Origin of the sequence: Enterococcus devriesei (genome assembly GCF_001885905.1) — a bacterium.
Lineage (GTDB): Bacteria > Bacillota > Bacilli > Lactobacillales > Enterococcaceae > Enterococcus_A > Enterococcus_A devriesei.
Genome location: NZ_JXKM01000011.1, coordinates 60,253 through 84,207 on the forward strand (window position 1 = coordinate 60,253; position 23,955 = coordinate 84,207).

Sequence of the window (23,955 nt, forward strand, 5' to 3'; positions counted from 1 at the left end):
GGTAAAATTTATTTTATATTATAGTGTCCAGAGGTGCCTAAGTGAGAAAGTTTAATCCAAATAAGAATATTATTATTTTGTTAATTGTTGTTATTATTGTCGTCGCGACCGTCTCGATCACCGCAGCAAATCGTGCGAAAGATAGTGGAACGAATTTTGTTCAGTCCGCGATCAATGACACGGTGAGTGTCGTTGATAAAGTAATCACAGCACCGGGACGTTGGTTAACGAGCGGCGTTCAATCTGTTTCCAACCTAGTCAATACTTACCAAGAAAACGAGCAATTGAAGAATGAAGTCGATCAATACGATGAAGTAAAGCAGCAAACCAAGAACCAAGCACAAGAAATCGAACATTTAAAAGCTGAGCTAGAACTGAATCAAACGCTGACCAGCTATCAAAAAGTGACGGCCAATGTCATTACCCGCTCGCCGGATACGTGGCAGGATATGCTGATTGTTGATAAGGGCAGCAGTGATGGTGTTGAAGGAAACATGGCAGTGATGTCGCAAAAAGGATTGATAGGACGGGTAATGGAAGTCAATGCTCATTCCTCAAAAATCCAGTTATTAACTTCAGATAATAAGAACAGTAATCATTTTCCAGTAAAAATAAGTTCAAATAAAGGGAATTCTTTTGGCGTATTAAATAACTACAATGTAAAAGAGCAACAGTTAATTGCGTCAGAGATTACAGGGGACCAAGACATCAAAGAAGGCGATGTCGTTCAAACCTCCGGATTAGGTGGAAATTCGCCGGCAGATTTGCCAATCGGGACGGTTGTCAAAGTAAAACCTGACAGCTATGGATTAAATCGTGAGGTTTATATCAAACCCTACGCACAGATGTATGATATTTCTGTGGTAACGATTGTCCAAAGAATGGCAGGGGCGACCGAATGATTCAACGAACAACACTGAAATATATCACGCCAGTTTTATTATTTTTATTATTTTTACTAGATGCCCATATCACTCGAATAATGGCCTCTTGGACAGACAATGTATACGTTGCAAACGCGCATTTTGCTCTGCTTGTTTTACTAATCGTCTCCAAGGTTATTGATGAGCGGTTCTTACTGGGAACAGCTTTGATTTTAGGAATCCTGTACGATTTATACTACATCGGCGTGATTGGGATTTATGCTGTAATTTTCCCGGTGTTAGTGATGCTTTTGTACTTTTTCAAAGAGGTTATTCAGCAAAATATTTTAACCTTATTTTTCACGATGGTCATTAGTGTGACAATCTTTGAATTAGTTAGTTTATTGCTGCAAACTGTTTTTGGTTTGACTGGGACCAGCAGCGATTATTTTGTTCCTCGTTATTTAGGTCCAACGTTGCTCTTCAACATTTTTATCTTTGTGATTTTTATCTTTCCGTTGGAGAAACTACTGATTGCACCAGCGGATGAGAGTCTGGATATTTAAGAGCGAAAAATAGAATAGTGCTAACTAAAAAAAACAGGAGCTTACGCTTCTGTTTTTTTATATTTCAAATTTGTAAGTAAAAAATAGCAAAATGAAATGTTTTTGTAACAAAGCTATTATATGCATGACATACAGCTATGGTAAACTCATGAATGTGTTAGTAAAAAAGTCTAATAAAATTCAAAAATGAAAAAAAGTAGTCGGAGGACATTAAAAGTGAAAAAAAGTTTGTTATCAGCATTAATGGTATGTTCAGTAACATTAAGCGCATTAGCAGCTCCAGCCGCAGCTTCTGCCGATGAATTCGATAGTAAAATCGCTGATCAAGATGCGAAAATCTCAAGTTTACAGAACCAACAAACGGATGCACAATCACAAATCAGTGCATTAGAAGGTGAAGTTGCTTCAATTAACGATAAAGCTCAAAGTTTATTAAATGAACAAGCAACGTTAAGACAAAAATCACAAGACCTACAAAAACAAATCAAAACCTTGCAAGAACGGATCGAAAAGCGTTCTGAAGCAATTAAAGAACAAGCTCGTGACGTGCAAGTAAAACAATCATCAACTAATGTTATTGACGTAGTATTGAATGCTGAATCATTCAGCGATGCTGTTGGTCGTGTTCAAGCGATGTCAACAATCGTTAAAGCAAACAACGATTTAGTTGAACAACAAAAAGCTGATAAAGTGGAAGTTGAACAAAAACAAGCTGAAACTCAAAAACAACAAGAACAAATTACTGCTAACCAAGCAGCTTTAGAAAGCCAAAAAGGTGATTTAATCACTAAACAAGCTGATTTGAATGTTCAAACAACAACATTAGCAGCAGAACAAGCAACAGCTGAAGGCGAAAAAGCCAACTTGAAAGATAAGCAAGCAGCAGCAATCCAAGAACAACAACGTGTACAAGAAGAAGCTAAGAAAGCTGCTGAAGCACAAGAAGCAGCTCAAAAAGCTGAAGTAGAACGTCAAGCAAAAGCTGATGCAGATGCAAAAGCTGAAGCAGATCGGAAAGCACAAGAAGAAGCAGCTGCCAGCGCATCTTCAACAGAAAGTTCAACTGTAGAATCTTCTACAACTGAAGCTTCTTCAACAGAACAAACAACACAATCGAGCACAGTTGAGTCTTCAACTGGATCAACTAGTGAAGATAATTTCCAAGGTGGTGGTGTGACTCCTACACCAACGCCGCCATCAACAACACCGGAAACACCAACTAATAACGAAAATTCAAATTCTGGTAACCAAGGTTCTAACCAAACACCGGCGCCAACACCTACACCAACGCCGACTCCTGAACCTACACCAGCGCCAACACCAACTCCTGCACCATCAGGAAACACAGCGGGCGTTGTTGCTGAAGCAATGAAATACATTGGTACACCATATGTATGGGGCGGTAAAACACCAGCTGGGTTTGACTGTTCTGGGTTTACATCTTATGTATTCCGTCAAGCAACTGGTCGTGAAATCGGCGGCTGGACAGTTCCTCAAGAATCAGCTGGAACACGTATCTCTGTCAGCCAAGCACAAGCAGGCGACTTATACTTCTGGGGTAGCCCTGGTGGTTCATATCACGTAGCGATCGCAATGGGTGGAGGACAATATATCCACGCTCCTCAACCAGGTCAATCAGTTACCGTAAGTTCTGTAAGCTACTTTGCACCAAGCTTTGCAGTTCGTATGTAATCAAGAATTTAAACAATTACTTACCGGTACGGTCTTTCGTACCGGTTTTTTTATGGATTAAATCATTCCACGTTTGAGTTGTACTAGCTGTTTACGTGTGTCGTTAGAAAAAATTTGAGCAGCAGCTGTACAAAAAAAATTTTTTAAGCTTAGTAGTATGGAGGAACAAGGATGCAAAAGCAATTAAAGAATGGAAACTTCTATTTAGGGATCGCCTGTTTAATGATGGTGGTCTTATTTATCAGTTCATCCATGACCTATCAGCAACAAAGTCAAGTGTCAGTGATTCAAAAATATTTAGCCAACGAGCCATTCAAACAATTCTTCAGCGGTATTTCCTTTAACTATGCTGGCAGCGAAGTAAGTATTGCAGCAAAAGGTTACGTCAAGTTTGTTGAATTTTTTATTCGCAAGGCGGCGCATTTTACGACTTATTTTATTTTAGGTGGAAGTCTATACTTAGGATTATTACCGAAATTGAAACAAAAATCATCGGTCTTAGGACTGGCTTTTGCTTGGCTGGCAGCGACGGGTTATGCGGCAACAGATGAATTCCATCAAATGCTAACTGGTGGACGCACTCCTTTATTCCAGGATGTAATGTTGGATTCTTGCGGTGCTTTGACGGCTTGTCTTTTGATTATTTTAGTTCATAAGCTGCGGGGCAAACGCTGATTTGTTTTTTCTTGACGAAAATAGTTTTCAGGCGGACAATGAATAGGGAATAAATAAATGGAGGTATGCAGCATGTCAGGACACAGTAAATGGAACAATATTCAAGGACGGAAAAATGCTCAAGATGCAAAAAGAGGAAAGATCTTTCAAAAGATTTCTCGTGAGATTTATATGGCCGCTAAGGCGGGCGGTCCTGACCCGAGTACCAATCCAGCTTTACGTTTGATGGTAGACAAAGCGAAATCTGCGAACATGCCTAATGACAATGTCGATCGTGCAATTAAAAAAGCCACCTCTGCAGGTGAAGGTGAACATTATGATGAAATTACTTACGAAGGATATGGTCCAGGAGGCGTAGCGATTTTGGTCCACACGCTAACGGATAATCGGAATCGAACGGCAACCAACGTCCGTGTGGCGTTCACTCGTAATGGGGGAAACCTTGGTGAGACAGGAACGGTTAATTATATGTTTGATCGCAAGGGTTATATCGCAATCGAACGAGAAGGCTTAACCGTGGATGAGGATACGATGTTTGAAGATGTGCTAGAAGCAGGCGCAGAAGACATGGAGATCTTGCCGGAAGTATTTGAGATCTATACGGCTCCAGAAGATTTCGTGAGTGTCCGAGATCAATTAGAGGCAGATGGCTTTAACTTAGCTCAGGCGGAGTTAACGATGGTTCCTCAGACGACTGTACAATTAGAAGCGGATCAGCAGGAAAAACTTGATCGTTTAGTTGAGAAATTAGAAGATGACGATGATGTATCAGAAGTTTATACTTCGGCTGAATAAAATAGCGGAAGCTTTTGAAGCTTTATTACAATATAAGAGACGACAAAAAAACCAGCGAATCCATTTCGCTGGTTTTTATTTTATTAAAAGACTAGTACTGGTGTACCGACTTCAACCATGTCAAAGAGTTTTGCCATGACATCTGGTGGAGTATTCACACAACCGTGAGAACCGCGGGTCTTCCATAGCTCGCCGCCATATGCCGGCTGCCAATCAGAGTCGTGAAGCCCAACGCCGGTCCAATCAATCGGCATCCAGAATTTCACTGGACTCGCATAATCCGTTCCGTCATCGTTTTTCCCTTTTAAGGTTTTGTTTGTTTCTTTTGACCATACATAATCAACTCCCGCAGGTGTCGGTGATGTCGGTTTTCCGCTGACGATATCTGTTTCTAAAGCAACCTTACCATCTTTGTAGTACCACATGTGTTGATTTTGTAAATCGACTTCGATATAAGTCTTATCGACTAGCGGCTTGTCCGCTGTTGTTGCACCAGTAACGATTGGTGAGCGGGTGAAGTCTTTGCCTTCTAAAATTTGGTTGGTTAACGCAGTTACTTCTTCTGGTGTGTTGATCGTCCAACTGTAGGTGCCGGCTGGAACAGAAACTTTTCCGCGACGAGTACTGTTGAACTCAGTTGGATTAGTTTTGGTGTTGTATTTTTCACCTAGGCTAGTTACGTACGCTGTTACTTTTGCTTGATCCAAAGACAAGGTTCCGTTGTCGTCGATCAACCAATCATTGATGTCGGCTGTCGGGATTTGGAAGTTCTGTCCATTGATACTGTAATTTGCTTTGATCTTAGCAATGGCATTCATTTTATCCATTGTCTTTTTCAAACTCTCATCATTTTTAGTGATGGTTGGTTTGCTTAAGTAATCTGTAAAATTAATAGTTTCCTTGCCCGTTTTGGCTGCTTCTTTGAAGGCTGCTACCGCCGCGTCAACGTCGATCGTAGTTCCTTGCTTTTCGGGAACGATCTCAAAGCCTTCATTTGTATGGGTAACTGTCGCGTTTTCTGTCGCAGTTCGAGTCGTGTTCATCTGAGTGATTTCACTACGAACCGCTTCGCCAACAGCGTTCAATTTGTTCTCATCTAATGTGTTGCCGTCCACATCTTTTGTATCGGCAGCGGAGACAAGTTGCATTCCCCAGCTGAAAGGATTTTGTTTTTTCTGCATTTCTGTCAGGCCGCTTTGATAATTATTTTGCCAGCCTAAATCTTTCCGCTGGATTTCTTTCCAGTTTTTATTATCAACTTTGATAATAAATGGAGACTCTGATAGCTCGCGGGTAATTTTTTTATTAGCTTGATCTACCGTTAAGTTATCGATCTTCACGCCGTTAACAACGGTCTTAGGAAGAAACCTCTGAGCATAATATGTACTGCGAATTGCGTATCCGCCAACTAAAACTACCAATAAACCTAAGAGAACAATAACACCGAACCTCGTACGGCTGCGAGAATTTCTTTTTTCATTTCTTGTCATCGAAATAACTCCTCATTGCTTTTTCTTTTATTTGGTTTTCATTAACTATCGATGCACTTCCATCTATCAAAATAGTCGATTATTTTAAATGATATACCGAATATAAATATACCACAGAATAGGTTAAATACGAGTGATATGTTTTGAAACATTAGCAAATATTAAAAAAACCGCAAAGAATATAAATATTCTTTGCGGCCAAATATTAGATATTTTTTTATTTTCCTTCTGCTTCAAGATCAGCGAAGGCTTTATCCATAACTTCTTTTAATTCTTTAGCAGAAGCATCCATACGATCTTTTTCAGCGTCTGTTAAAGGAATTTCAATGATGTTTTGAATTCCGCTAGCGTTGATGACAGCTGGTGCACCGATATAGATGTCATTTTGTCCGTATTGTCCTTCTAAGTAAACAGACAATGGGAAGACAGCACTTTCGTCATTCAAGATTGCACGAGTAATACGAGCTAGAGCAACTGCGATACCATAGAAGGTCGCGCCTTTTTTCTCGATGATTTCGTAAGCTGCGTCACGTACACCGAAGAATAAGTTAACCAACGCTTCTTCATCAACTTCTGGATTGTCTTTAACCCATTCGTAAATTTGTAAGCCGGCAACGTTAGCGTGTGACCAAACTGGGAATTCTGAGTCGCCGTGTTCGCCTAAAATGTAAGCATGGACGTTACGAGCGTCAACGTCTACTAATTCAGCGATTGCTTGACGGAAACGAGCAGTATCTAATGAAGTACCAGAACCGATAACGCGTTCTTTAGGGAAACCTGAGAATTTCCAAGTAGAGTAAGTTAAAATGTCAACTGGGTTAGCGGCTACTAAGAAGATGCCGTCGAAGCCTGAAGCGACAACTTGTTCTACGATGCTTTTGTTTATGCGTAAGTTTTTACCAACTAGGTCTAAACGAGTTTCACCTGGTTTTTGTGGAGCGCCGGCAGTGATGACAACAAGGTCAGCGTCATGACAGTCTTCATAAGTGGCAGAATAAATTTTCTTAGGAGAAGTGAATGCTAGTGCGTGAGATAAGTCAATAGCATCTCCTTGTGTGCGATTGCTGTCGATATCGATAATACCGATTTCTTGTGCGATATTTTGATTGACTAAAGCGAAGGCATAACTTGAACCTACTGCTCCGTCGCCGATTAACATTACTTTTTGATGGGTTTTATTAGCTGCTTTTGCAGTCATGTGTACCAATCCCTTCTTATATTTGTTTTTCCAGTGAAATCATAACACTAATTAATGAAACTTGTCACGTAACTTACTCATTAATAATACAGTTTTTTCAGCTGTTTCCAGAGTAAGCGTTTCATGTGTTGATGCTTCAAGGAGCTGATATGATTAAGTTTTTGCAAAAATAACAGTATTTTGAAAACAAGTGGAAGTGTTGAAAACGGTCACTACAGTCTAGTTTGTGTTATACTGGATAAAGAAAAAAATTCGACTGGGTAGTCAGCTGACTATCCAGCCTTTTGTCATGCTTTTTCAATTCCTGATTTAAAATAGGATCAGTTGTAGAGCGAAAAGCTAAAATTAGTTAAGAACGAGGCGGAATAAAGTGAAAATGATCGTGGGTCTGGGAAATCCCGGAAAAAAATATGAAAATACGAAACATAATGTCGGTTTTATGGCAGTGGATCGTTTAGCAGCAGAAAATCAAGCAGTCTTCAAGAAAAATCCTTTTGAGGCGGAAGTGGCCGACTTTTTTGTGAATGGTGAAAAAATATTATTAGTAAAGCCGATGACTTTTATGAATGAATCGGGTCGAGCGGTTGGACCGTTAATGACTTATTTCGGGATTGAACTGGATGAGCTGGTGGTCATCGCGGATGATTTGGACATGGAATTAGGCAAATTGCGTTTACGGCAGAAAGGCAGTGCCGGAGGCCACAATGGATTGAAAAGTATTATATCCCATTTAGGCACCCAAGAGTTTAATCGGATCAAAATCGGCATCGGGCGTCCCCAAGGAAAAACAGTGGTAAACCATGTGTTAAGTACTTTTAGCAAAGAAGAAGCGGCAACGATCGCCAACAGTGTCGCCAAAGCTGGTGAAGCGGTAGATTATTTTATTGCTCGTAAGGACTTTTCACAAACGATGAATCAATTTAATTAGACGTTTAAAAACGTCAGCAGAAATAAGGAGCATGAACAGTGAATGTGATCGAATTTATAAATCAGATGCCATTAGTAAAAGAATGGCAAGCGTCTTTAAAGAAAAAAGCCAAGCGTCAATTATTGATCGGGCTTTCGGGATCGGCTAAAGCCTTGGTCATGGCAGCGGCTCAAAAACAAAGCAATGAGCAAACAGTCGTGGTAGTACCGAATCTCTACTATAGTAATCAGCTAGCGGAAGAATTGCGACAGATTACCGAAGATGTCCATTTATTTCCGGTAGACGAGGTACTGTCGGCTGAAATGGCCTTTGCTTCTCCAGAGGCGCGTGCCGAACGGGTTTCTACCTTGCGGGCGCTATCACAAGGCGAGCAAGGGATTTTTGTCGTGCCAGCAGCAGCGCTACGAAAATATTTACCGACACCTAAAACATGGCGGGCCAATCAGCTCCACTGGCGAGTCGGCAGTGAGATTGATCTAGAGCAGCTTGCACAACGGTTAGTCTTAATGGGCTACGAGCGGCAAACAATGGTAGGTAAACCAGGTGAATTCAGTATGCGGGGCAGTATTGTCGACGTCTATCCGTTAACGACTGAATATCCAATTCGAATCGAGCTGTTTGACGTGGAAGTCGATTCGTTACGGTATTTCGAAGCCGATACGCAGCGGTCAGTGGAAAACTTGGAAGAAATCTGGATCACGCCGACGACGGATCTGGTTTTTTCTGCCGAAGATTTGATCCAAGGTGGGGCTAAGGTGAACCAGTTGCTGCAAAATCGTTTAGCGGTGACGAAAGAAAAAGAAGACTATAATTTTTTGAATGATTATTTTGGTCAGTTGATTGCTTCTTGGGAAGATGGTATTCCAACAGAAGATGCGAAATATTATACCGATCTTTTATATGAAGAAAAAGTTTCATTGTTGGATTATTTAGATCAAGAGGCGTTGCTGTTTGTCGATGACTATCCGCGAATGATGGAAACGTATCGAGAAATGGAACGAGAAGAAGCGGAATGGCATACGCAAAAAATTGAAGAAATGCGGGTTTTTTCGGAACAAACTTTTGGTTTGAATCTTCATGAGTTGATTAAAAACACCAAATTAACCACCAGCTTCTTTTCGTTATTCCAAAAAGGAATGGGCAATCTGCGCTTTGAGGTGATCCACAATTTCCAATATCGTTCGATGCAGCAATTTTTTGGTCAAATGCCTTTACTAAAAACTGAAGTTGATCGCTGGCAAAAACAAGGTCAAACGATTCTATTTCTTGTTTCGGACCAAGAACGACAAGCGAAATTGACGCAAGAATTTCATGATGTGGGCATTCAAGCGGTTCAAACGACACCAGAAAAGTTGTTGATCGGTCAGGCTCAAATCATGACGGGAAACTTAACCTCAGGTTTTGAATTGCCGCAGGATAAACTGGTCGTGGTGACGGAACGAGAGATTTTCCAAAAGGTCACGAAAAAGCGAGCGCGGCGTCAAACAATCTCGAATGCGGAGCGGCTAAAAAGTTACAATGAGCTGAAGACTGGGGATTATGTCGTCCATGCCAATCACGGGATCGGGAAATATGTCGGGATGGAAACGATTGAGATCGATGGCGTCCATCAAGATTACATGTCGATCTTGTACCAAAAGGACGATAAGCTGTTTATCCCGGTTACCCAGCTGAATCTGATTCAAAAATACGTTTCTTCCGAAGCGAAGCCGCCGAAGATCAATAAATTAGGCGGCAGCGAATGGACCAAGACGAAGAGCAAGGTCTCGAAACGAATCGAAGACATCGCGGATGACTTGATTGAGCTTTATGCCAAGCGGGAAGCCGAACGAGGCTATGCTTTTGGCCCTGATGACGAATACCAAAAAGAATTTGAAGATGCCTTTCCTTATAGCGAGACGGACGATCAGCTGCGGAGTACCGCGGAGATCAAGCACGATATGGAAAAAAATCGGCCGATGGATCGTTTGTTAGTTGGAGATGTGGGCTTTGGGAAAACCGAAGTTGCCTTACGTGCTGCCTTTAAAGCAATCAAAGAAAACAAACAAGTGGCCTTTTTAGTGCCAACGACGATTTTGGCTCAGCAGCATTTTGATACGATGACGGAACGGTTTGAAAATTTCCCTGTCAATGTGGCGATGCTGAGCCGTTTCCGGACAAAAAAACAGCAAAATGAAACTATTGAACAATTGCGGACCGGTCAAGTTGATATTGTAGTGGGGACCCATCGCCTGCTCTCGCAAGATTTAAAATTTTCTGATCTTGGCCTATTAGTGATTGACGAAGAGCAGCGTTTTGGGGTAAAACACAAGGAACGATTGAAACAATTACGCTCGCAAGTCGACGTCTTGACTTTGACGGCAACACCTATTCCACGGACGCTGCATATGTCAATGTTAGGCGTACGGGATTTATCAGTCATTGAGACGCCGCCGGAAAACCGTTACCCGATCCAAACTTATGTGATGGAAACCAACCCGGGGGCGATCAGAGAAGCGATCGAGCGAGAATTGGCTCGTGGCGGGCAGGCATTTTATCTCTATAATCGCGTAGAGACCATCGAACGAAAAGTTGAAGAGTTACAAATGCTAGTACCCGATGCCAAAATCGGTTTTGCTCATGGGCAGATGACGGAAGTTCAATTGGAAAATACCTTGATGGATTTCATCGACGGCCAGTATGACATTTTAGTCACGACCACGATCATCGAGACCGGTGTGGACATTCCGAATGTGAATACCTTGTTTGTCGAAAACGCCGATTATATGGGATTATCCACCTTGTATCAATTGAGAGGACGGGTAGGTCGCAGCAATCGGATCGCTTATGCGTATTTCATGTATGAGCCGCAAAAGATTTTAAACGAAGTCAGTGAAAAACGATTGCAGGCAATCAAAGACTTTACTGAGCTTGGCTCCGGCTTTAAGATCGCGATGCGAGATTTGTCGATTCGTGGTGCAGGTAATCTATTAGGTGCCCAACAGCATGGCTTTATTGATGCGGTAGGATTTGATATGTATTCACAAATGCTCTCTGAAGCGGTGGATCGTAAGCAAGGGAAAAATACTCAGATCGAACGGACTTCGGTGGAAATCAATTTAGGGATCGACGCCTACATTCCGGGGACTTATATCGAAGACGAACGGCAAAAAATCGAGATTTACAAACGCATTCGCGAATTGGAGAGCACGGAGATGTTGGATGAAGTCGAGTCTGACCTTGTGGATCGTTTTGGGGATTATCCAGACGAAGTGGCGAATTTATTAAACGTTGGTCAGATTAAAATGGATGGCGACCGTGCCTTAGTCGAAAGCATCCAAAAACGTCAACAACAAATCATTGTGACGCTAAGCAAAGTAGGTACCAAGGCCTATCAAGTCGAGCAGTTGTTTGAAGCCTTGAGTGCCACTAAGATGAAAGCCACGCTAGGCGTGGAAAAAGATAAAATGGTCATCAAGTTGATGATCGACAAAAAAATGGATGAGGCTGTTTGGCTACGAGAAATTAGTTTGTTTATCAAAGCCTTGCGGGAACAAAAGTATAAAGAGTAGGTGGTGAAGGCCTTGGCAAACAAAGAAATGAAAGTCATGATGCAGGGGGCCTTTGTTTTGACGGCGGCTTCCTTTATCGCGAAGCTGTTAAGTGCCATCTATCGCGTACCTTATCAAAACTTGGCGGGAGACGAAGGCTTTTATGTCTATCAGCAAGTCTATCCGATTTATGGAATCGCGATGACGTTGGCTTTGTCTGGCCTGCCTCAGTTCATTTCAAAATATGTGGCAGAGCAAAAAGAACCACGCCAACAGCGGGAGGCATTGAAGGATTTGTTTCCTTTGATCAGCGGATTTGGTTTGATTTTGTGGGCGCTATGCTTTTTCTCGGCACAGCCCTTCGCGAATTGGATGGGTGATGGGAAATTGGCACCGTTGATTCAAGTTGTTTCTTTCACCTTTATCATCATGCCCTTCCTTTCGATTACAAGAGGAGAATTTCAAGGCAAGCTTTTAATGGTTCCAACCGCCGTTTCTCAAGTCGTCGAACAGTTGATTCGCGTAGGAGTGATTCTTTTAGCGGCTTGGTCCTATCAGCATTTTGGAATGGATGTTTATTACACCGGGACAATCGCGATGTCTGGGGCTTTAGTTGGAGGCGTTGCAGCCGTTTTTGTTCTCTGGTCGTATCGCCGTAAGATTTTAGGAACGACGCTAGCAAAGAAGCTTCCACGATTAAAAGCGGAGAGCTGGCAGCTGGGAAAACGTCTTTTACTGGAAGGCGGCTTAATGACCATTTACAGCGGTTTGCTGATTTTATTTCAGCTGATTGATTCTTTTACCGTGAAAAAGGCGCTGGTTGATTTTGGTTTGAGTGAACATGGTGCAAAGCTAGCCAAAGGGGTCTATGACCGCGGGCAGCCGTTGGTCCAATTAGGCTTAGTGGTGGCGTTGGCTTTAAGTTCCAGTTTTTTACCGCTATTGACGCGTCATTTAGTGAATCAAGACCGTTCGCAATTTATTAAAACGAGCCAGACTTTTTTGCGTTTGACTTGCGGGATCGCGGCGGCGGCCTCAGTCGGGTTGGCGTTGCTGCTGCCTTACGTAAATTACGCGTTGTTTAAAGATTACAAAGGAAACGCGACGTTGGTACTTTTCGTCTTGGCAATTTTTTTGACGGCGATGGTACAGGCTTATCAAAGTATCGCTCAAAGCCAGAATCATTATCGTTCGTCACTGCAAGCAGCCGGCGCAGGGTTACTAGTCAAGCTAGTAACTACCGGCGGTTTGACGAAGCAATTTGGAACAGTCGGTGCCAGTCTTTCGACACTGCTAGGCTTAATGGTCTCTTTATTCATCTTGCATTTAGCCAGTGATCGTCTGACTCGTGGGTATAGTAGTGAACGTCATTTTATGCGCCACTTATTTATTTGCTTAGGCGGTATGGTAGTGGTGTTGCTGTGTTATTATGGAGGTGTCAGTTTACTATTCGGGGCAGTTACGAAACGAAGTGTAGCTTTATTAGTGGCCGTTTTAGGCGTGGCAGTCGGCGGTTCAGCTTTTCTGTTTTTAGCCATGCGTTTACGGCTATTAACCATCAGAGAATGGCTGATGTTGCCTTTCGGTAGTAAACTATTACGATTAAAATGGAAAAGGGGATAGCAGATGCGATTAGATAAGTTTTTAAAAATTTCACGAATCATCAAACGGCGTGCGGTAGCCAAAGAAGTGGCAGACAAAGGTCGGATTCAAGTAAATGGAAAATTAGCAAAATCTTCAACCGATATAAAAATTGGGGATCAATTACGAATTCAATTTGGGAATAAAGTCTTGGAAGTTGCAGTTGAGGAACTCCATGAGTCGACGAAAAAAGAAGACGCGGCTAAAATGTATCGGATAATTAGTGAAACACGGGTGGAAAATAACGATAATAACGGGAATTAGGAATAATTCAAATAGACAATTATATCTTGAATTGATATAATAGTAAAGAATTTCATGATAGATAGGAGCGCGTAGGAATGAATGAAAATGAAACGCAGAAAATCGCTTCATTAGATACGCCGTATGTGAAGGAGCAATACCGCAAATTTCAAAAGCAACATCGTCAACTCGTCTTTAAGCGTCGTCGTTTGGCTGCTTTGTTTGCTGTCGCTGCTTTTGTCTTTATCGTCATGGGAGTTCAAATCTTTAATGAACAGCGTCATTTAAGTGAATTAAATGAAATCAAGGTCAAGACCGTCGCTGAATCTGCTAAGGTGGATAATCGGGTAGCGGACTTGAAAAACGATGTAAAGCTGTTAAAAGATGATAACTATGTAGCGAAGCTCGCTCGTAGTCGTTACTATTATTCAAAAAATGGTGAATTGATTTTTGTTTTACCAGATCCAGTGAAAACGCCTAGCAAGGACAAAGCGCCTGCTGACGAAGTAGTCAAGTCCGAAACTACGAAAGAGTAGTTTTAAAATAAATGGAAAAAAATTAGGAGGAACAATTTTTTTATGTCAATCGAAGTAGGAGCTAAGCTGCAAGGAAAAGTATCAGGGATTACTAATTTCGGTGCCTTTATCGACTTGGGTGAGGGGAAAACTGGCTTAGTCCATATCAGTGAAATATCTAATGGTTTCGTCAAAGACATTCATGATGTGTTGACTGTTGGCGATGAAGTAACGGTGAAAGTGACTTCTGTAGGAGATGACGGCAAAGTCGGCCTGTCTATCCGTAAAGCACAAGATCAGCCACAACAGCCAGAAAAGAAACCTTTTAAACGTGAGTTCCGCGATAATCGCGACAACAATCGTCAAAAGCCACAAGCAAAAGGAAATCCTAAAAATAGCGGCGGCAAACAAGACTTCGATTCATTGATGAGTTCCTTTTTGAAGGACAGCGATGATCGCTTGTCATCGATTAAACGAAATACTGAAGGTAAACGCGGAGGCCGAGGCGGTCGCCGCAGCTAAATAGAAGGGCTGAAATTCTTTAGAGGATTTCAGCTTTTTTTAACTACAAAGAAAGTGTAAAATTTTCACATGAATAAATTGCTTTACGACAGGTATATTCATGCCCGGCTTCGCGAACTCGCTTTATCGGCAATAAGCTGAGCGAGTTCGCGAAAGTCTTTCTTATGAGTAAGGAGCGTAATATGGAGCAAGTTCTTTTTCGGGAAAATCCGGAACTACAAACAGATCAAAAGATTTTAATTGCCGTCTCTACTGGTGTCGATTCGATGGTCTTATTGCATTTGTTGGAGCAAGCAGGTTTAAATCTGGGCGTAGCCCATGTGGATCATCAGTTGCGTAAAGAGTCGAAAGCCGAAGCTGAGTTTTTACGGAATTATTGTAAACACCATAAGCTACCCTTCTATCTAAAAGTCTGGCAACAACCGGCGAAAAAAAATATTGAGGCCTCGGCGCGGAGAGTCCGCTATGCTTTTTTTGAAGAAATCATGGAAGCTGAAAATTATTCGCTGTTGGTGACGGCTCATCATGGAGATGATCAGTTGGAGACGATGGTGATGCGTTTGGCGCAGGGAGGCTCGCTGGCTAGTCACAGCGGCATTGCACGAAAACAAATTTTTAGCACAGGCAGTTTATTACGACCACTACTGTCGTTTTCAAAGGCTGAAATCTATCGCTATGCCGAAGAAAAGCAAGTCACGTATTTTGAAGATGTCACTAATCAATCGACTGATTTTTTTCGCAATCGGATGCGGCATAACGTAATACCAGAGCTAAAAAAAGAAAATCCACAAATTTTGCAGCACGTCCAGCAATTTCAACAGCAGCTGACGTGGGCAGAACCGCTGATCAAACAAGCGCTAAAAGAAAATTTAAGAAATATCCGGCAAACCGATCAAGGCTGGTCTTTTTCAGCTGAGACACTGCCCTATGAAACGGGTGCTCGTTATTATTTTCTGACGAGCTTCTTTCAAGGGATCGAAGAGGAAACGGGTTTGACAGTCTCGCAGCGGCAATTATTTTCACTCGTAGACCAAGTTCAGCGACCGGTTAGTCAATGGACGCTAGACCTTGGGGACAGTTGGCAATTTACTCGACGCTATCAGCAGTTCTTTTTAGAAAAAAAGGCTACATTAAATGAAGGAATCTTTTCTTTAACTGAAAATCAAACACTGGTCATCGACAAAGCTGAGGAAATGACTCTGCGGAAAAGTACGACAAAATCAAATGTAGAGGGCTACCACGTACCGCTGCCGTTAGACATTGACTTGCCGTTAACGATCCGCCGTCGTCAGTCAGGCGATCGGATGCGTTTTTCGGCATCCTTAAAAAAGCGAATCAATCGTTATTTTATTGATCAAAAAATTCCTGCTGATGAACGGAACAAAGCATGGGTAGTAGTAGATTCGCTGGGAGAAATCGTAGCGCTTTTACCTTTTGCTAATTCCTATTTGAGTATTACAGTTGAAACTGATAGAATACACTACATACTTGACTATACGCTTCAAGTGTCGAAATGAAAGGAGTTTAAAAATGCTTGCAAAAGATATTGAAAAAATCTTGATTACAAGAGAAGATATTCAAAAACGCTGTGTTGAATTAGGCGCACAATTAACTGAAGATTACGCCGCTAAAAATCCATTGGTCGTTGGTATTTTAAAAGGGGCTGTTCCCTTTATGGCAGATATTGTTCGCGAAATCGACACACATTTAGAATTGGATTTTATGGATGTATCCAGCTACGGCAATCAGACGGTCTCTTCTGGAGAAGTGAAGATCATCAAGGACTTGGATACGAATGTTGAAGGTCGCGATCTGTTGATCGTGGAAGATATCATCGATAGTGGCCGGACATTAGGCTATTTGGTGGACCTATTTAAATACCGTAAAGCGAAATCAGTGAAGATCGTCACATTATTAGACAAACCAGAAGGTCGCGTGGTAGATATTCATGCAGACTACGTTGGTTTCGACGTACCAAATGAGTTCGTTGTCGGTTACGGTTTGGATTATGCAGAAGCCTATCGCAACTTGCCATATGTTGGTGTATTGAAGCCAGAAATTTATCAATCAAATTAGTGACTGAAAAAATCTTAGTATGATATACTTAAAAGGTCAAAATTGATAAAACTTTATTAACAAGCTAACAAGCGCGAGGAGGACGCAGATGAACAAAAACAATAAGGGGGTAAAAAATGCCCTCTATTATATCCTCGTCATCTTGGCAATGGTCATGGTGGTTTATTTCCTTTTCGGAGATAACAAATCAGCTTCGCCAGATATCGAGTATTCAACCTTTACGGAACAAATGCAAGAAGGCAAAATCAAGAACTTGAAGATTCAGCCTGCCGGTGGTGTTTACAAAATCACTGGTGAGTATAAAGAAAAACAAGAAGTTGCAAACTCCGGTGGTTTGAGCATTATTGGTCAAACCGATTCGAAAACGACGCACTTCTCAACAATTGTTTTGCCAAATGATTCTAGCTTGAGTCAAGTGACTGACTTAGCCAAAGAAAACAAGATCAAAACGTCGATCGAAGAAGAATCTAGCAGCGGTATGTGGGTTACTCTATTAGTAAGCTTCCTACCAATTCTATTAATGGTCTTTTTCTTCTATATGATCATGGGTCAACAAGGTGGCGGCGGTGGCGGCAATGGCCGAGTGATGAACTTCGGAAAATCCAAAGCCAAAGAAGCCGACAAAAAAGCCAATCGTGTCCGCTTCTCTGATGTAGCTGGTGCGGAAGAAGAAAAACAAGAATTAGTCGAAGTCGTGGAATTCTTAAAAGACCCACGTCGCTTTGTGGAATTAGGTGCTCGGATTCCTGCAGGGGTCTTACTTGAAGGACCTCCCGGAACTGGTAAAACCTTGCTAGCCAAAGCAGTCGCTGGTGAAGCAGGCGTGCCATTCTATTCAATTTCAGGTTCAGATTTCGTGGAAATGTTCGTTGGTGTCGGCGCTTCCCGTGTCCGTGATCTATTCGAAACAGCCAAGAAAAATGCGCCAGCCATTATCTTCATCGATGAAATCGATGCAGTTGGTCGTCAACGTGGCGCTGGTATGGGGGGCGGTCACGATGAACGTGAACAAACCTTGAACCAATTGCTCGTTGAGATGGATGGATTTGATGGGAATGAAGGTGTCATCGTCATTGCCGCAACCAACCGTTCTGACGTATTAGACCCAGCGTTATTACGTCCTGGTCGTTTTGACCGTCAGATTTTAGTTGGTCGTCCTGACGTTAAAGGTCGTGAAGCAATTCTTAGAGTACACGCTCGGAACAAACCTTTAGCTGACGATGTTGATTTGAAAGTTGTTGCGCAACAAACACCCGGCTTTGCCGGTGCCGATTTAGAAAATGTCTTGAATGAAGCGGCGTTAGTAGCTGCTCGTCGAAACAAGAAAAAAATCGATGCTTCTGACGTGGACGAGGCAGAAGATCGCGTGATCGCGGGACCTGCTAAGAAAGATCGTGTCATCAGTAAACATGAACGTGAGATGGTCGCTTATCATGAAGCGGGTCATACAATTATCGGGATGGTCTTGAATCGTGCCCGGGTCGTTCACAAAGTAACGATTATTCCACGTGGACGCGCTGGCGGCTACATGATCGCTTTACCAAAAGAAGATCAAATGTTGATGTCGAAAGAAGATATGTTTGAACAAATCGTTGGTCTGTTAGGTGGACGGACAGCTGAAGAGATCGTCTTTAACGCACAAACCACTGGTGCATCGAATGACTTCGAACAAGCAACTTCATTAGCCCGCAGTATGGTAACTGAATACGGAATGAGCGATAAGCTTGGTCCAGTTCAATACGAAGGCAATCATCAAGTCTTTGTTGGCCGTGATTATGGTCAAACGAAAGCTTATTCAGAACAAGTTGCCTTTGAGATCGATGAAGAAGTTCGCAGTATCTTGAAGCAAGCTCATGAAAAAGCTCGTGAGATCATTGAAACACACCGTGATCAACATAAATTGATTGCTGAAAAATTATTGGAATTTGAAACATTGGATGCCAAAGCAATCAAATCATTGTTTGAAACAGGTGAAATGCCAGCAGGAAAAGGCAGCCCTTATCCAAGCGAGAAAGCTCAAGCGCAAACTTTCGAAGAAGCCAAACGTGCTTTGGAAGAAAAGGATGCGGAGAAGCAAGCAGAGGATAAAGAGTCTGGACACAAAGAGTCAGACGATCAAATCGCTCCTGACGATACAAACGATAACCAAGAATAAAACTAAACGACATGTCCTCGGACATGTCGTTTTGCTATAGTTAAGAAGGAGGAAGAAATATGACCGGAATGATTCGCCCATGTAGCTTAGAGGATTTAACCGAATTACAAGCAATTAGCAGAGAAACCTTCAAAGAGACTTTTGCAGCAGATAATGATCCAGCCGATTTGGAAGAATATTTAGCTGCGGCTTATAACGTAGAAAAATTACAAAGAGAGTTAAAACAGCCAGAGTCCCGTTTCTATTTTATTTACTTAGCTGAGCAAGTGGCCGGTTACTTAAAATTAAATACTGGCGACGCTCAAACTGAAGCAATTGATCCAAAAGGTTTAGAAGTAGAACGGATCTATATTCGTAAAGCCTTCAAACGTCAAGGGCTAGGGCGGCAGCTGTTGAATTACGCCTTTGAGCTGGCAGCGCAAGAAAGTCGCGCGAGCATCTGGCTGGGTGTCTGGGAAGACAATCAAAATGCCTTGAAGTTTTATCACTCCTTTGGCTTCAAACAAGTCGGTGCTCATGATTTTTACGTGGGAACCGACAAGCAAACCGATTTGTTGATGCAAAAATCCTTGCTTTAAAGTTGGTGTATTTGATGAAGCGGCGTAGAATAAGCACAAAGGGGTTGATCTTATGTCACGCAGTGAGAAAGCAAAAGCAATGATGGATCAAATCAGCCGAGCCTATGGTGATAGGGAAGTCAAACGCTACCCTGAGGTTCAAAAATTATTATTAGAGAATGCCCAGCTGTTGGAAAAAACAGAAGATTGCGGATTGGTGGCGACAAAAATCTGTAAGGGCTTGGCATTGTTTGCCTTAGCTCATCAACCTGATTTTCCGAAAGCACTGGGAGAGTTGCATAATCAATTAAAAAAAGAAGCAACAAAATATGACGCTACGGCGCTGGCAACAATTTTGTTACCTATGTGGTTTTAAGCAGCAGACAATCCCTCGTCTGCTGTTTTATTTTCCCCGGATAAAGAAAGTATAAAATTTTCAGATGAATAAATCGCTTTGCAGCATGTCTAGTCATGTCTGGCTTCACGAACTAGCTTTATCGGCAATAAGCAAAAGCTGAGCGAGTTCGCGAAAGCCTTTCTTATTAAGGGGTCGAATATTAAACTTTTCTAGTAAGGGTACACGGAGAAGTTGAAAAAAGTTGAAACACCTAGTATGATGCAATCACGAGTAAAATTGAATGACGAATTCATAAGGAATCGAGGAATAGATAAATGAGTGATTATTTAGTTAAGGCATTAGCCTATAAAGGCTTTGTCCGGGCCTATGCGGTCAATGCGACGGAGACAGTCGCCGAGGCACAACGCCGTCACGATACTTGGAACACAGCATCAGCGGCATTAGGACGTACGCTGGTTGGTGGATTGATGTTAGGTGCCACCTTAAAAGGCGATGACCGCTTAACGGTGAAAATCGAAGGTGATGGACCAGCGGGGGCAATCGTGGTAGACAGCAACGGTAAAGGCGAGGTCAAAGGCTATATCAAGAATCCACATATTAGCCTGCCGTTAAATGAGATTGGTAAAATTGATGTTCGCGGCGCGGTAGGAACCGAAGGAATGTTCACGGTCATTAAAGACCTAGGTTTGAAAGAGCCTTTTTCTGGTCAAACACCGATCGTTTCTGGAGAAATCGGTGAAGACTTTACCTATTATTTGGCTGTCTCAGAACAAATCCCATCAGCAGTAGGGGTATCGGTGTTAGTCGACACAGACGATTCGATCAAAACCGCCGGTGGTTTTATGATCCAGATCATGCCGGGAGCCAGCGATGAGATTATTGATCAGATAGAAGCGCGTTTGAAAGAAACTGCTCGTATTTCTACTTTATTAGACGAAGGACAAACACCAGAAGAGATTTTGCAAAATCTTTTAGCGACGGATGATGTTTTCTTTTTAGAAACCATGCCGGTCCAATTCAAATGTGATTGTTCAAAGGAAAAATTCGCCTCTGCGATCATTACCTTAGGAGCAGAGCAAATCCAAGAATTAATTGATCAAGATCATGGCGCCGAAGCCGTCTGTGCCTTTTGCAACAATAAATACCAGTACAGTGAAGAAGATCTTTACGCATTGAAGCAAGAGATTTTGGGGGAATAAATGTGAAACCATTAAATGGCACATGGAATATCGGTAAGGTTGAGATTCCTAATCGCGTCGTTGTCGCTCCGATGGCGGGGATCACCAATGCTGCTTTCCGCGTAACGGTGAAAGAATTTGGCGCTGGTTTGGTAGTCTGTGAAATGATCAGTGACCAAGGCATCCACTTTAGAAATAAGAAAACCTTAGAGATGCTGTACATTGATGAAAGAGAGCATCCGCTAAGTGTGCAAATCTTTGGCGGCAATAAAGATTCTTTAGTTGAAGCAGCGCAATTCGTGCAAGAAAATACTGAGGCAGATATCATCGACATCAATATGGGCTGTCCGGTAAATAAAGTCATCAAAGCTGAAGCCGGCGCCAAATGGCTGCTGGATCCTAACAAAGTCTATGAAATGGTTGAGGCGGTATCATCGGCGGTGGATATTCCCGTGACGGTGAAAATGCGGATCGGTTGGGATGACCAACATATTTTGGCGGTGGAAAATGCGTTAGCCGCTGAAAAGGCCGGGGCTTCTGCCATCGCGATGCATGGTCGGACACGGGTTCAAATGTATGAAGGCCAAGCGAATTGGGATGTGTTGAAACAAGTCGCCGACAAATTGACAATTCCATTTATGGGCAATGGCGATGTTCGTACCCCTGAAGATGCCAAACGTATGATTGAGGAAGTCGGTGTGGATGCGGTGATGATCGGTCGGGCGGCTTTAGGCAATCCGTGGATGATTCATCAGACTCAGCATTACTTGGAAACAGGAGAATTAATTCCTGAACCTACTGCCAGAGAAAAAATCGAAACGGCCAAGCTGCATTTAGAACGTTTGATCAACTTAAAAGGCGAAAAAATTGCTTGCCGTGAATTCCGCCAACATGCCAGTTACTATTTAAAGGGCATTCCGAGAGCAGCTAAAACCAAGGTCGCGATCAACCAGACGGAAGAAAAACAAGTGATCTTAGATTTATTGGATCAGTTAGTAGAAAAGACGGAAGCAAAACAGAAAATTAGTTAAAACTCCAAGCCGAATGTGGATTCGGCTTGATTTTTTGCGAATTCATTGGCATTATAAGGAAGAGTAATTACATTTGAGGAGGAACATTCGTGACTGAGGAACAAACCAATTTAACAGAAATGAACGACCAGATGCGTGTTCGCCGCGAAAAAATGGAAAATCTTCGTGAAGAAGGCATTGATCCATTTGGCGCACGTTTTGAACGTACAGCAAATTCAAAAGAATTGCATGAAACATATGATGCGGATACAAAAGAAGAATTAGTTGAAAAGCAATTAACCGCCAGTGTCGCTGGCCGAATGATGACCAAACGCGGAAAAGGAAAAGTCGGCTTCGCCCATTTACAAGACCGTGAAGGCCAAATCCAAATCTACGTCCGTAAAGACGAAGTAGGGGAAGAACCTTACGCAATCTTCAAAAAGGGTGATCTAGGCGATTTCTTCGGCGTAACTGGAGAAATTATGAAGACTGATACCGGCGAAGTTTCCATTAAAGCCAAAGAGATCACGTTACTTTCAAAAGCATTGCGTCCGTTACCTGAAAAATATCATGGCTTAACGAACGTAGAACAACGCTACCGTCAACGTTACTTAGACTTGATCAGTAATCGTGAAAGTTTTGACCGCTTTACGAAACGCAGTCAGATCATCAGCCAGATTCGTCGCTATTTAGATGGCTTAGGCTACATTGAAGTCGAAACGCCTGTTTTGCATAATGAAGCCGGTGGTGCGACTGCCCGTCCGTTTATCACTCATCACAATGCGTTAGACATGGATCTTTATTTGCGTATCGCTCTTGAATTGCATTTGAAACGGTTAATTGTTGGCGGCATGGAAAAAGTTTATGAAATCGGCCGGGTCTTCCGTAATGAAGGGATCGACACGACACATAATCCAGAATTTACCATGATGGAAGTTTATACTGCCTACCAAGATTTCCTAGATGTAATGAACTTAACTGAAGGGATTATCCGTGATGCTGCTCAAAACGTATTAGGCGAAACGACCCTATCTTATGATGGACAAGCTATCGACCTAGGTGCTAAGTTTAAACGAATCCATATGGTTGATGCCATCAAAGAACAAACCGGTGTTGACTTCTGGCCAGAAATGACGATCGAAGAAGCTCGTGGATTAGCGAAAGAACACCATGTAGAAATCAATGACAATATGGAAATTGGTCATATTATCAACGAATTTTTTGAAACATTTGTAGAAGAAACACTGCAACAACCAACCTTTGTATTTGGGCATCCAGTCGAAGTTTCTCCATTGGCGAAGAAAAATGCGGAAGATGGTCGCTTTACGGATCGCTTTGAATTGTTTATCGTCGGTCGTGAATTTGCCAATGCCTTTACAGAATTAAATGATCCAATTGATCAACGTCAACGTTTTGAAGCGCAAGAAAAAGAACGCGAACAAGGAAACGATGAAGCCCATGGCGTGGATGAAGATTTCTTGGAGGCATTGGAATATGGGATGCCACCAACTGGTGGATTAGGAATAGGGATCGACCGTCTTGTTATGTTGCTAACCGACGTTCAATCGATTCGCGATGTATTATTATTCCCAACGATGCGTTAAAAATAAATAGATATTCTAAGACGCTCAGTTAAACTGAGCGTCTTTTTTTAACTACACAAATAAATTATTAGAAAATGATGTAATCCTATCGAAGATAAATGCGATTGAATTTTTTGTGAAAAGGGATTTTTCAATTGTCATTCGTGTTATTTGCGAACATTCATGTAAATATTCATGGACATTGGTAAGCAATCAAAAAAACTTTCAAAAACTCTCTTTTTTTGATTGACCGAACAAGATTATGTTGGTATATTATGTAATGTTCCAAAGCGAGTGAAGGTCGCTTAAAAAAACTTCAAAATTGTTATTGACAGATGACTGACTTTCAGTTATTCTATCAAAGTCGCATAAAGCGATGA

The 23,955-nt window shown here is 42.1% G+C and carries 21 protein-coding genes; 19 read left to right on the forward strand and 2 right to left on the reverse strand.

What is annotated here, in order from left to right; all coding sequences use genetic code 11:
• Nucleotides 1-41: 41 nt before the first annotated feature.
• The 5 genes from mreC (at nucleotide 42) to RV00_RS13115 (ending at nucleotide 4,591) form a co-directional block, all read left to right on the forward strand.
• Nucleotides 42-902 (forward strand): rod shape-determining protein MreC, encoded by an 861-nt coding sequence (gene mreC / locus RV00_RS13095; RefSeq protein ID WP_071863004.1) that lies wholly within the window; start codon nucleotides 42-44, stop codon nucleotides 900-902.
• The gene (gene mreD / locus RV00_RS13100; protein ID WP_071863005.1) at nucleotides 899-1,429 is read left to right on the forward strand and encodes a rod shape-determining protein MreD; all 531 of its coding nucleotides are present in this window, start codon (nucleotides 899-901) and stop codon (nucleotides 1,427-1,429) included. Before mreC ends, mreD begins: the two co-directional genes overlap by 4 nt.
• A 216-nt stretch (nucleotides 1,430-1,645) precedes the next feature.
• Nucleotides 1,646-3,121, forward strand: coding sequence for a C40 family peptidase (locus tag RV00_RS13105; RefSeq protein WP_071863006.1), 1,476 nt, complete (start codon nucleotides 1,646-1,648; stop codon nucleotides 3,119-3,121).
• A gap of 171 nt (nucleotides 3,122-3,292) precedes the next feature.
• On the forward strand, nucleotides 3,293-3,796 hold the full coding sequence (locus RV00_RS13110; protein WP_071863007.1) for a VanZ family protein: 504 nt from the start codon (nucleotides 3,293-3,295) through the stop codon (nucleotides 3,794-3,796).
• A 72-nt stretch (nucleotides 3,797-3,868) separates the two neighbouring features.
• Nucleotides 3,869-4,591 (forward strand): YebC/PmpR family DNA-binding transcriptional regulator, encoded by a 723-nt coding sequence (locus RV00_RS13115; protein WP_071863008.1) that lies wholly within the window; start codon nucleotides 3,869-3,871, stop codon nucleotides 4,589-4,591.
• An 83-nt stretch (nucleotides 4,592-4,674) separates the two neighbouring features.
• Here the strand turns inward: RV00_RS13115 and RV00_RS13120 are convergent, their stop codons facing one another.
• Entirely contained in the window at nucleotides 4,675-6,081 is a 1,407-nt protein-coding gene (locus tag RV00_RS13120) for a L,D-transpeptidase family protein (protein ID WP_071863009.1), read from the reverse strand.
• A gap of 217 nt (nucleotides 6,082-6,298) precedes the next feature.
• A complete protein-coding gene (locus tag RV00_RS13125; RefSeq protein WP_071863010.1) occupies nucleotides 6,299-7,279 on the reverse strand; it encodes an L-lactate dehydrogenase in 981 nt (326 codons plus the stop codon).
• Nucleotides 7,280-7,649: 370 nt separating this feature from the next.
• Between RV00_RS13125 and pth the strand changes: the two genes are divergently transcribed.
• The 14 genes from pth (at nucleotide 7,650) to lysS (ending at nucleotide 23,596) form a co-directional block, all read left to right on the forward strand.
• The gene (gene pth / locus RV00_RS13130) at nucleotides 7,650-8,207 is read left to right on the forward strand and encodes an aminoacyl-tRNA hydrolase (protein ID WP_071863011.1); all 558 of its coding nucleotides are present in this window, start codon (nucleotides 7,650-7,652) and stop codon (nucleotides 8,205-8,207) included.
• Between the two features lie 65 nt (nucleotides 8,208-8,272).
• The gene (gene mfd, locus RV00_RS13135; protein ID WP_379925118.1) at nucleotides 8,273-11,758 is read left to right on the forward strand and encodes a transcription-repair coupling factor; all 3,486 of its coding nucleotides are present in this window, start codon (nucleotides 8,273-8,275) and stop codon (nucleotides 11,756-11,758) included.
• A gap of 12 nt (nucleotides 11,759-11,770) precedes the next feature.
• Nucleotides 11,771-13,360 carry a putative polysaccharide biosynthesis protein gene (locus RV00_RS13140; RefSeq protein WP_071863013.1) on the forward strand — a complete coding sequence of 530 codons (1,590 nt, stop codon included), beginning with the start codon at nucleotides 11,771-11,773 and terminating at the stop codon, nucleotides 13,358-13,360.
• A 3-nt stretch (nucleotides 13,361-13,363) separates the two neighbouring features.
• Entirely contained in the window at nucleotides 13,364-13,642 is a 279-nt protein-coding gene (locus RV00_RS13145) for an RNA-binding S4 domain-containing protein (RefSeq protein WP_071863014.1), read from the forward strand.
• A gap of 77 nt (nucleotides 13,643-13,719) precedes the next feature.
• Nucleotides 13,720-14,157, forward strand: coding sequence for an FtsB family cell division protein (locus tag RV00_RS13150; protein ID WP_071863015.1), 438 nt, complete (start codon nucleotides 13,720-13,722; stop codon nucleotides 14,155-14,157).
• A 42-nt stretch (nucleotides 14,158-14,199) separates the two neighbouring features.
• Nucleotides 14,200-14,658 carry a S1 domain-containing RNA-binding protein gene (locus RV00_RS13155; RefSeq protein WP_071863016.1) on the forward strand — a complete coding sequence of 153 codons (459 nt, stop codon included), beginning with the start codon at nucleotides 14,200-14,202 and terminating at the stop codon, nucleotides 14,656-14,658.
• Nucleotides 14,659-14,840: 182 nt separating this feature from the next.
• The gene (tilS, locus tag RV00_RS13160) at nucleotides 14,841-16,175 is read left to right on the forward strand and encodes a tRNA lysidine(34) synthetase TilS (protein ID WP_071863017.1); all 1,335 of its coding nucleotides are present in this window, start codon (nucleotides 14,841-14,843) and stop codon (nucleotides 16,173-16,175) included.
• A gap of 13 nt (nucleotides 16,176-16,188) precedes the next feature.
• The gene (hpt, locus tag RV00_RS13165; RefSeq protein WP_071863018.1) at nucleotides 16,189-16,734 is read left to right on the forward strand and encodes a hypoxanthine phosphoribosyltransferase; all 546 of its coding nucleotides are present in this window, start codon (nucleotides 16,189-16,191) and stop codon (nucleotides 16,732-16,734) included.
• Between the two features lie 88 nt (nucleotides 16,735-16,822).
• The gene (ftsH, locus tag RV00_RS13170; RefSeq protein ID WP_071863019.1) at nucleotides 16,823-18,889 is read left to right on the forward strand and encodes an ATP-dependent zinc metalloprotease FtsH; all 2,067 of its coding nucleotides are present in this window, start codon (nucleotides 16,823-16,825) and stop codon (nucleotides 18,887-18,889) included.
• A 59-nt stretch (nucleotides 18,890-18,948) separates the two neighbouring features.
• Nucleotides 18,949-19,467, forward strand: coding sequence for a GNAT family N-acetyltransferase (locus tag RV00_RS13175; protein WP_071863020.1), 519 nt, complete (start codon nucleotides 18,949-18,951; stop codon nucleotides 19,465-19,467).
• A 52-nt stretch (nucleotides 19,468-19,519) separates the two neighbouring features.
• On the forward strand, nucleotides 19,520-19,822 hold the full coding sequence (locus tag RV00_RS13180; RefSeq protein WP_071863021.1) for a bacteriocin immunity family protein: 303 nt from the start codon (nucleotides 19,520-19,522) through the stop codon (nucleotides 19,820-19,822).
• 296 nt (nucleotides 19,823-20,118) lie between these two features.
• Nucleotides 20,119-21,003 (forward strand): Hsp33 family molecular chaperone HslO, encoded by an 885-nt coding sequence (gene hslO, locus RV00_RS13185; protein WP_071863022.1) that lies wholly within the window; start codon nucleotides 20,119-20,121, stop codon nucleotides 21,001-21,003.
• Between the two features lie 2 nt (nucleotides 21,004-21,005).
• The gene (gene dusB / locus RV00_RS13190; protein ID WP_071863023.1) at nucleotides 21,006-22,013 is read left to right on the forward strand and encodes a tRNA dihydrouridine synthase DusB; all 1,008 of its coding nucleotides are present in this window, start codon (nucleotides 21,006-21,008) and stop codon (nucleotides 22,011-22,013) included.
• Nucleotides 22,014-22,132: 119 nt separating this feature from the next.
• The gene (gene lysS / locus RV00_RS13195) at nucleotides 22,133-23,596 is read left to right on the forward strand and encodes a lysine--tRNA ligase (protein ID WP_143141799.1); all 1,464 of its coding nucleotides are present in this window, start codon (nucleotides 22,133-22,135) and stop codon (nucleotides 23,594-23,596) included.
• Nucleotides 23,597-23,955: the final 359 nt, after the last annotated feature.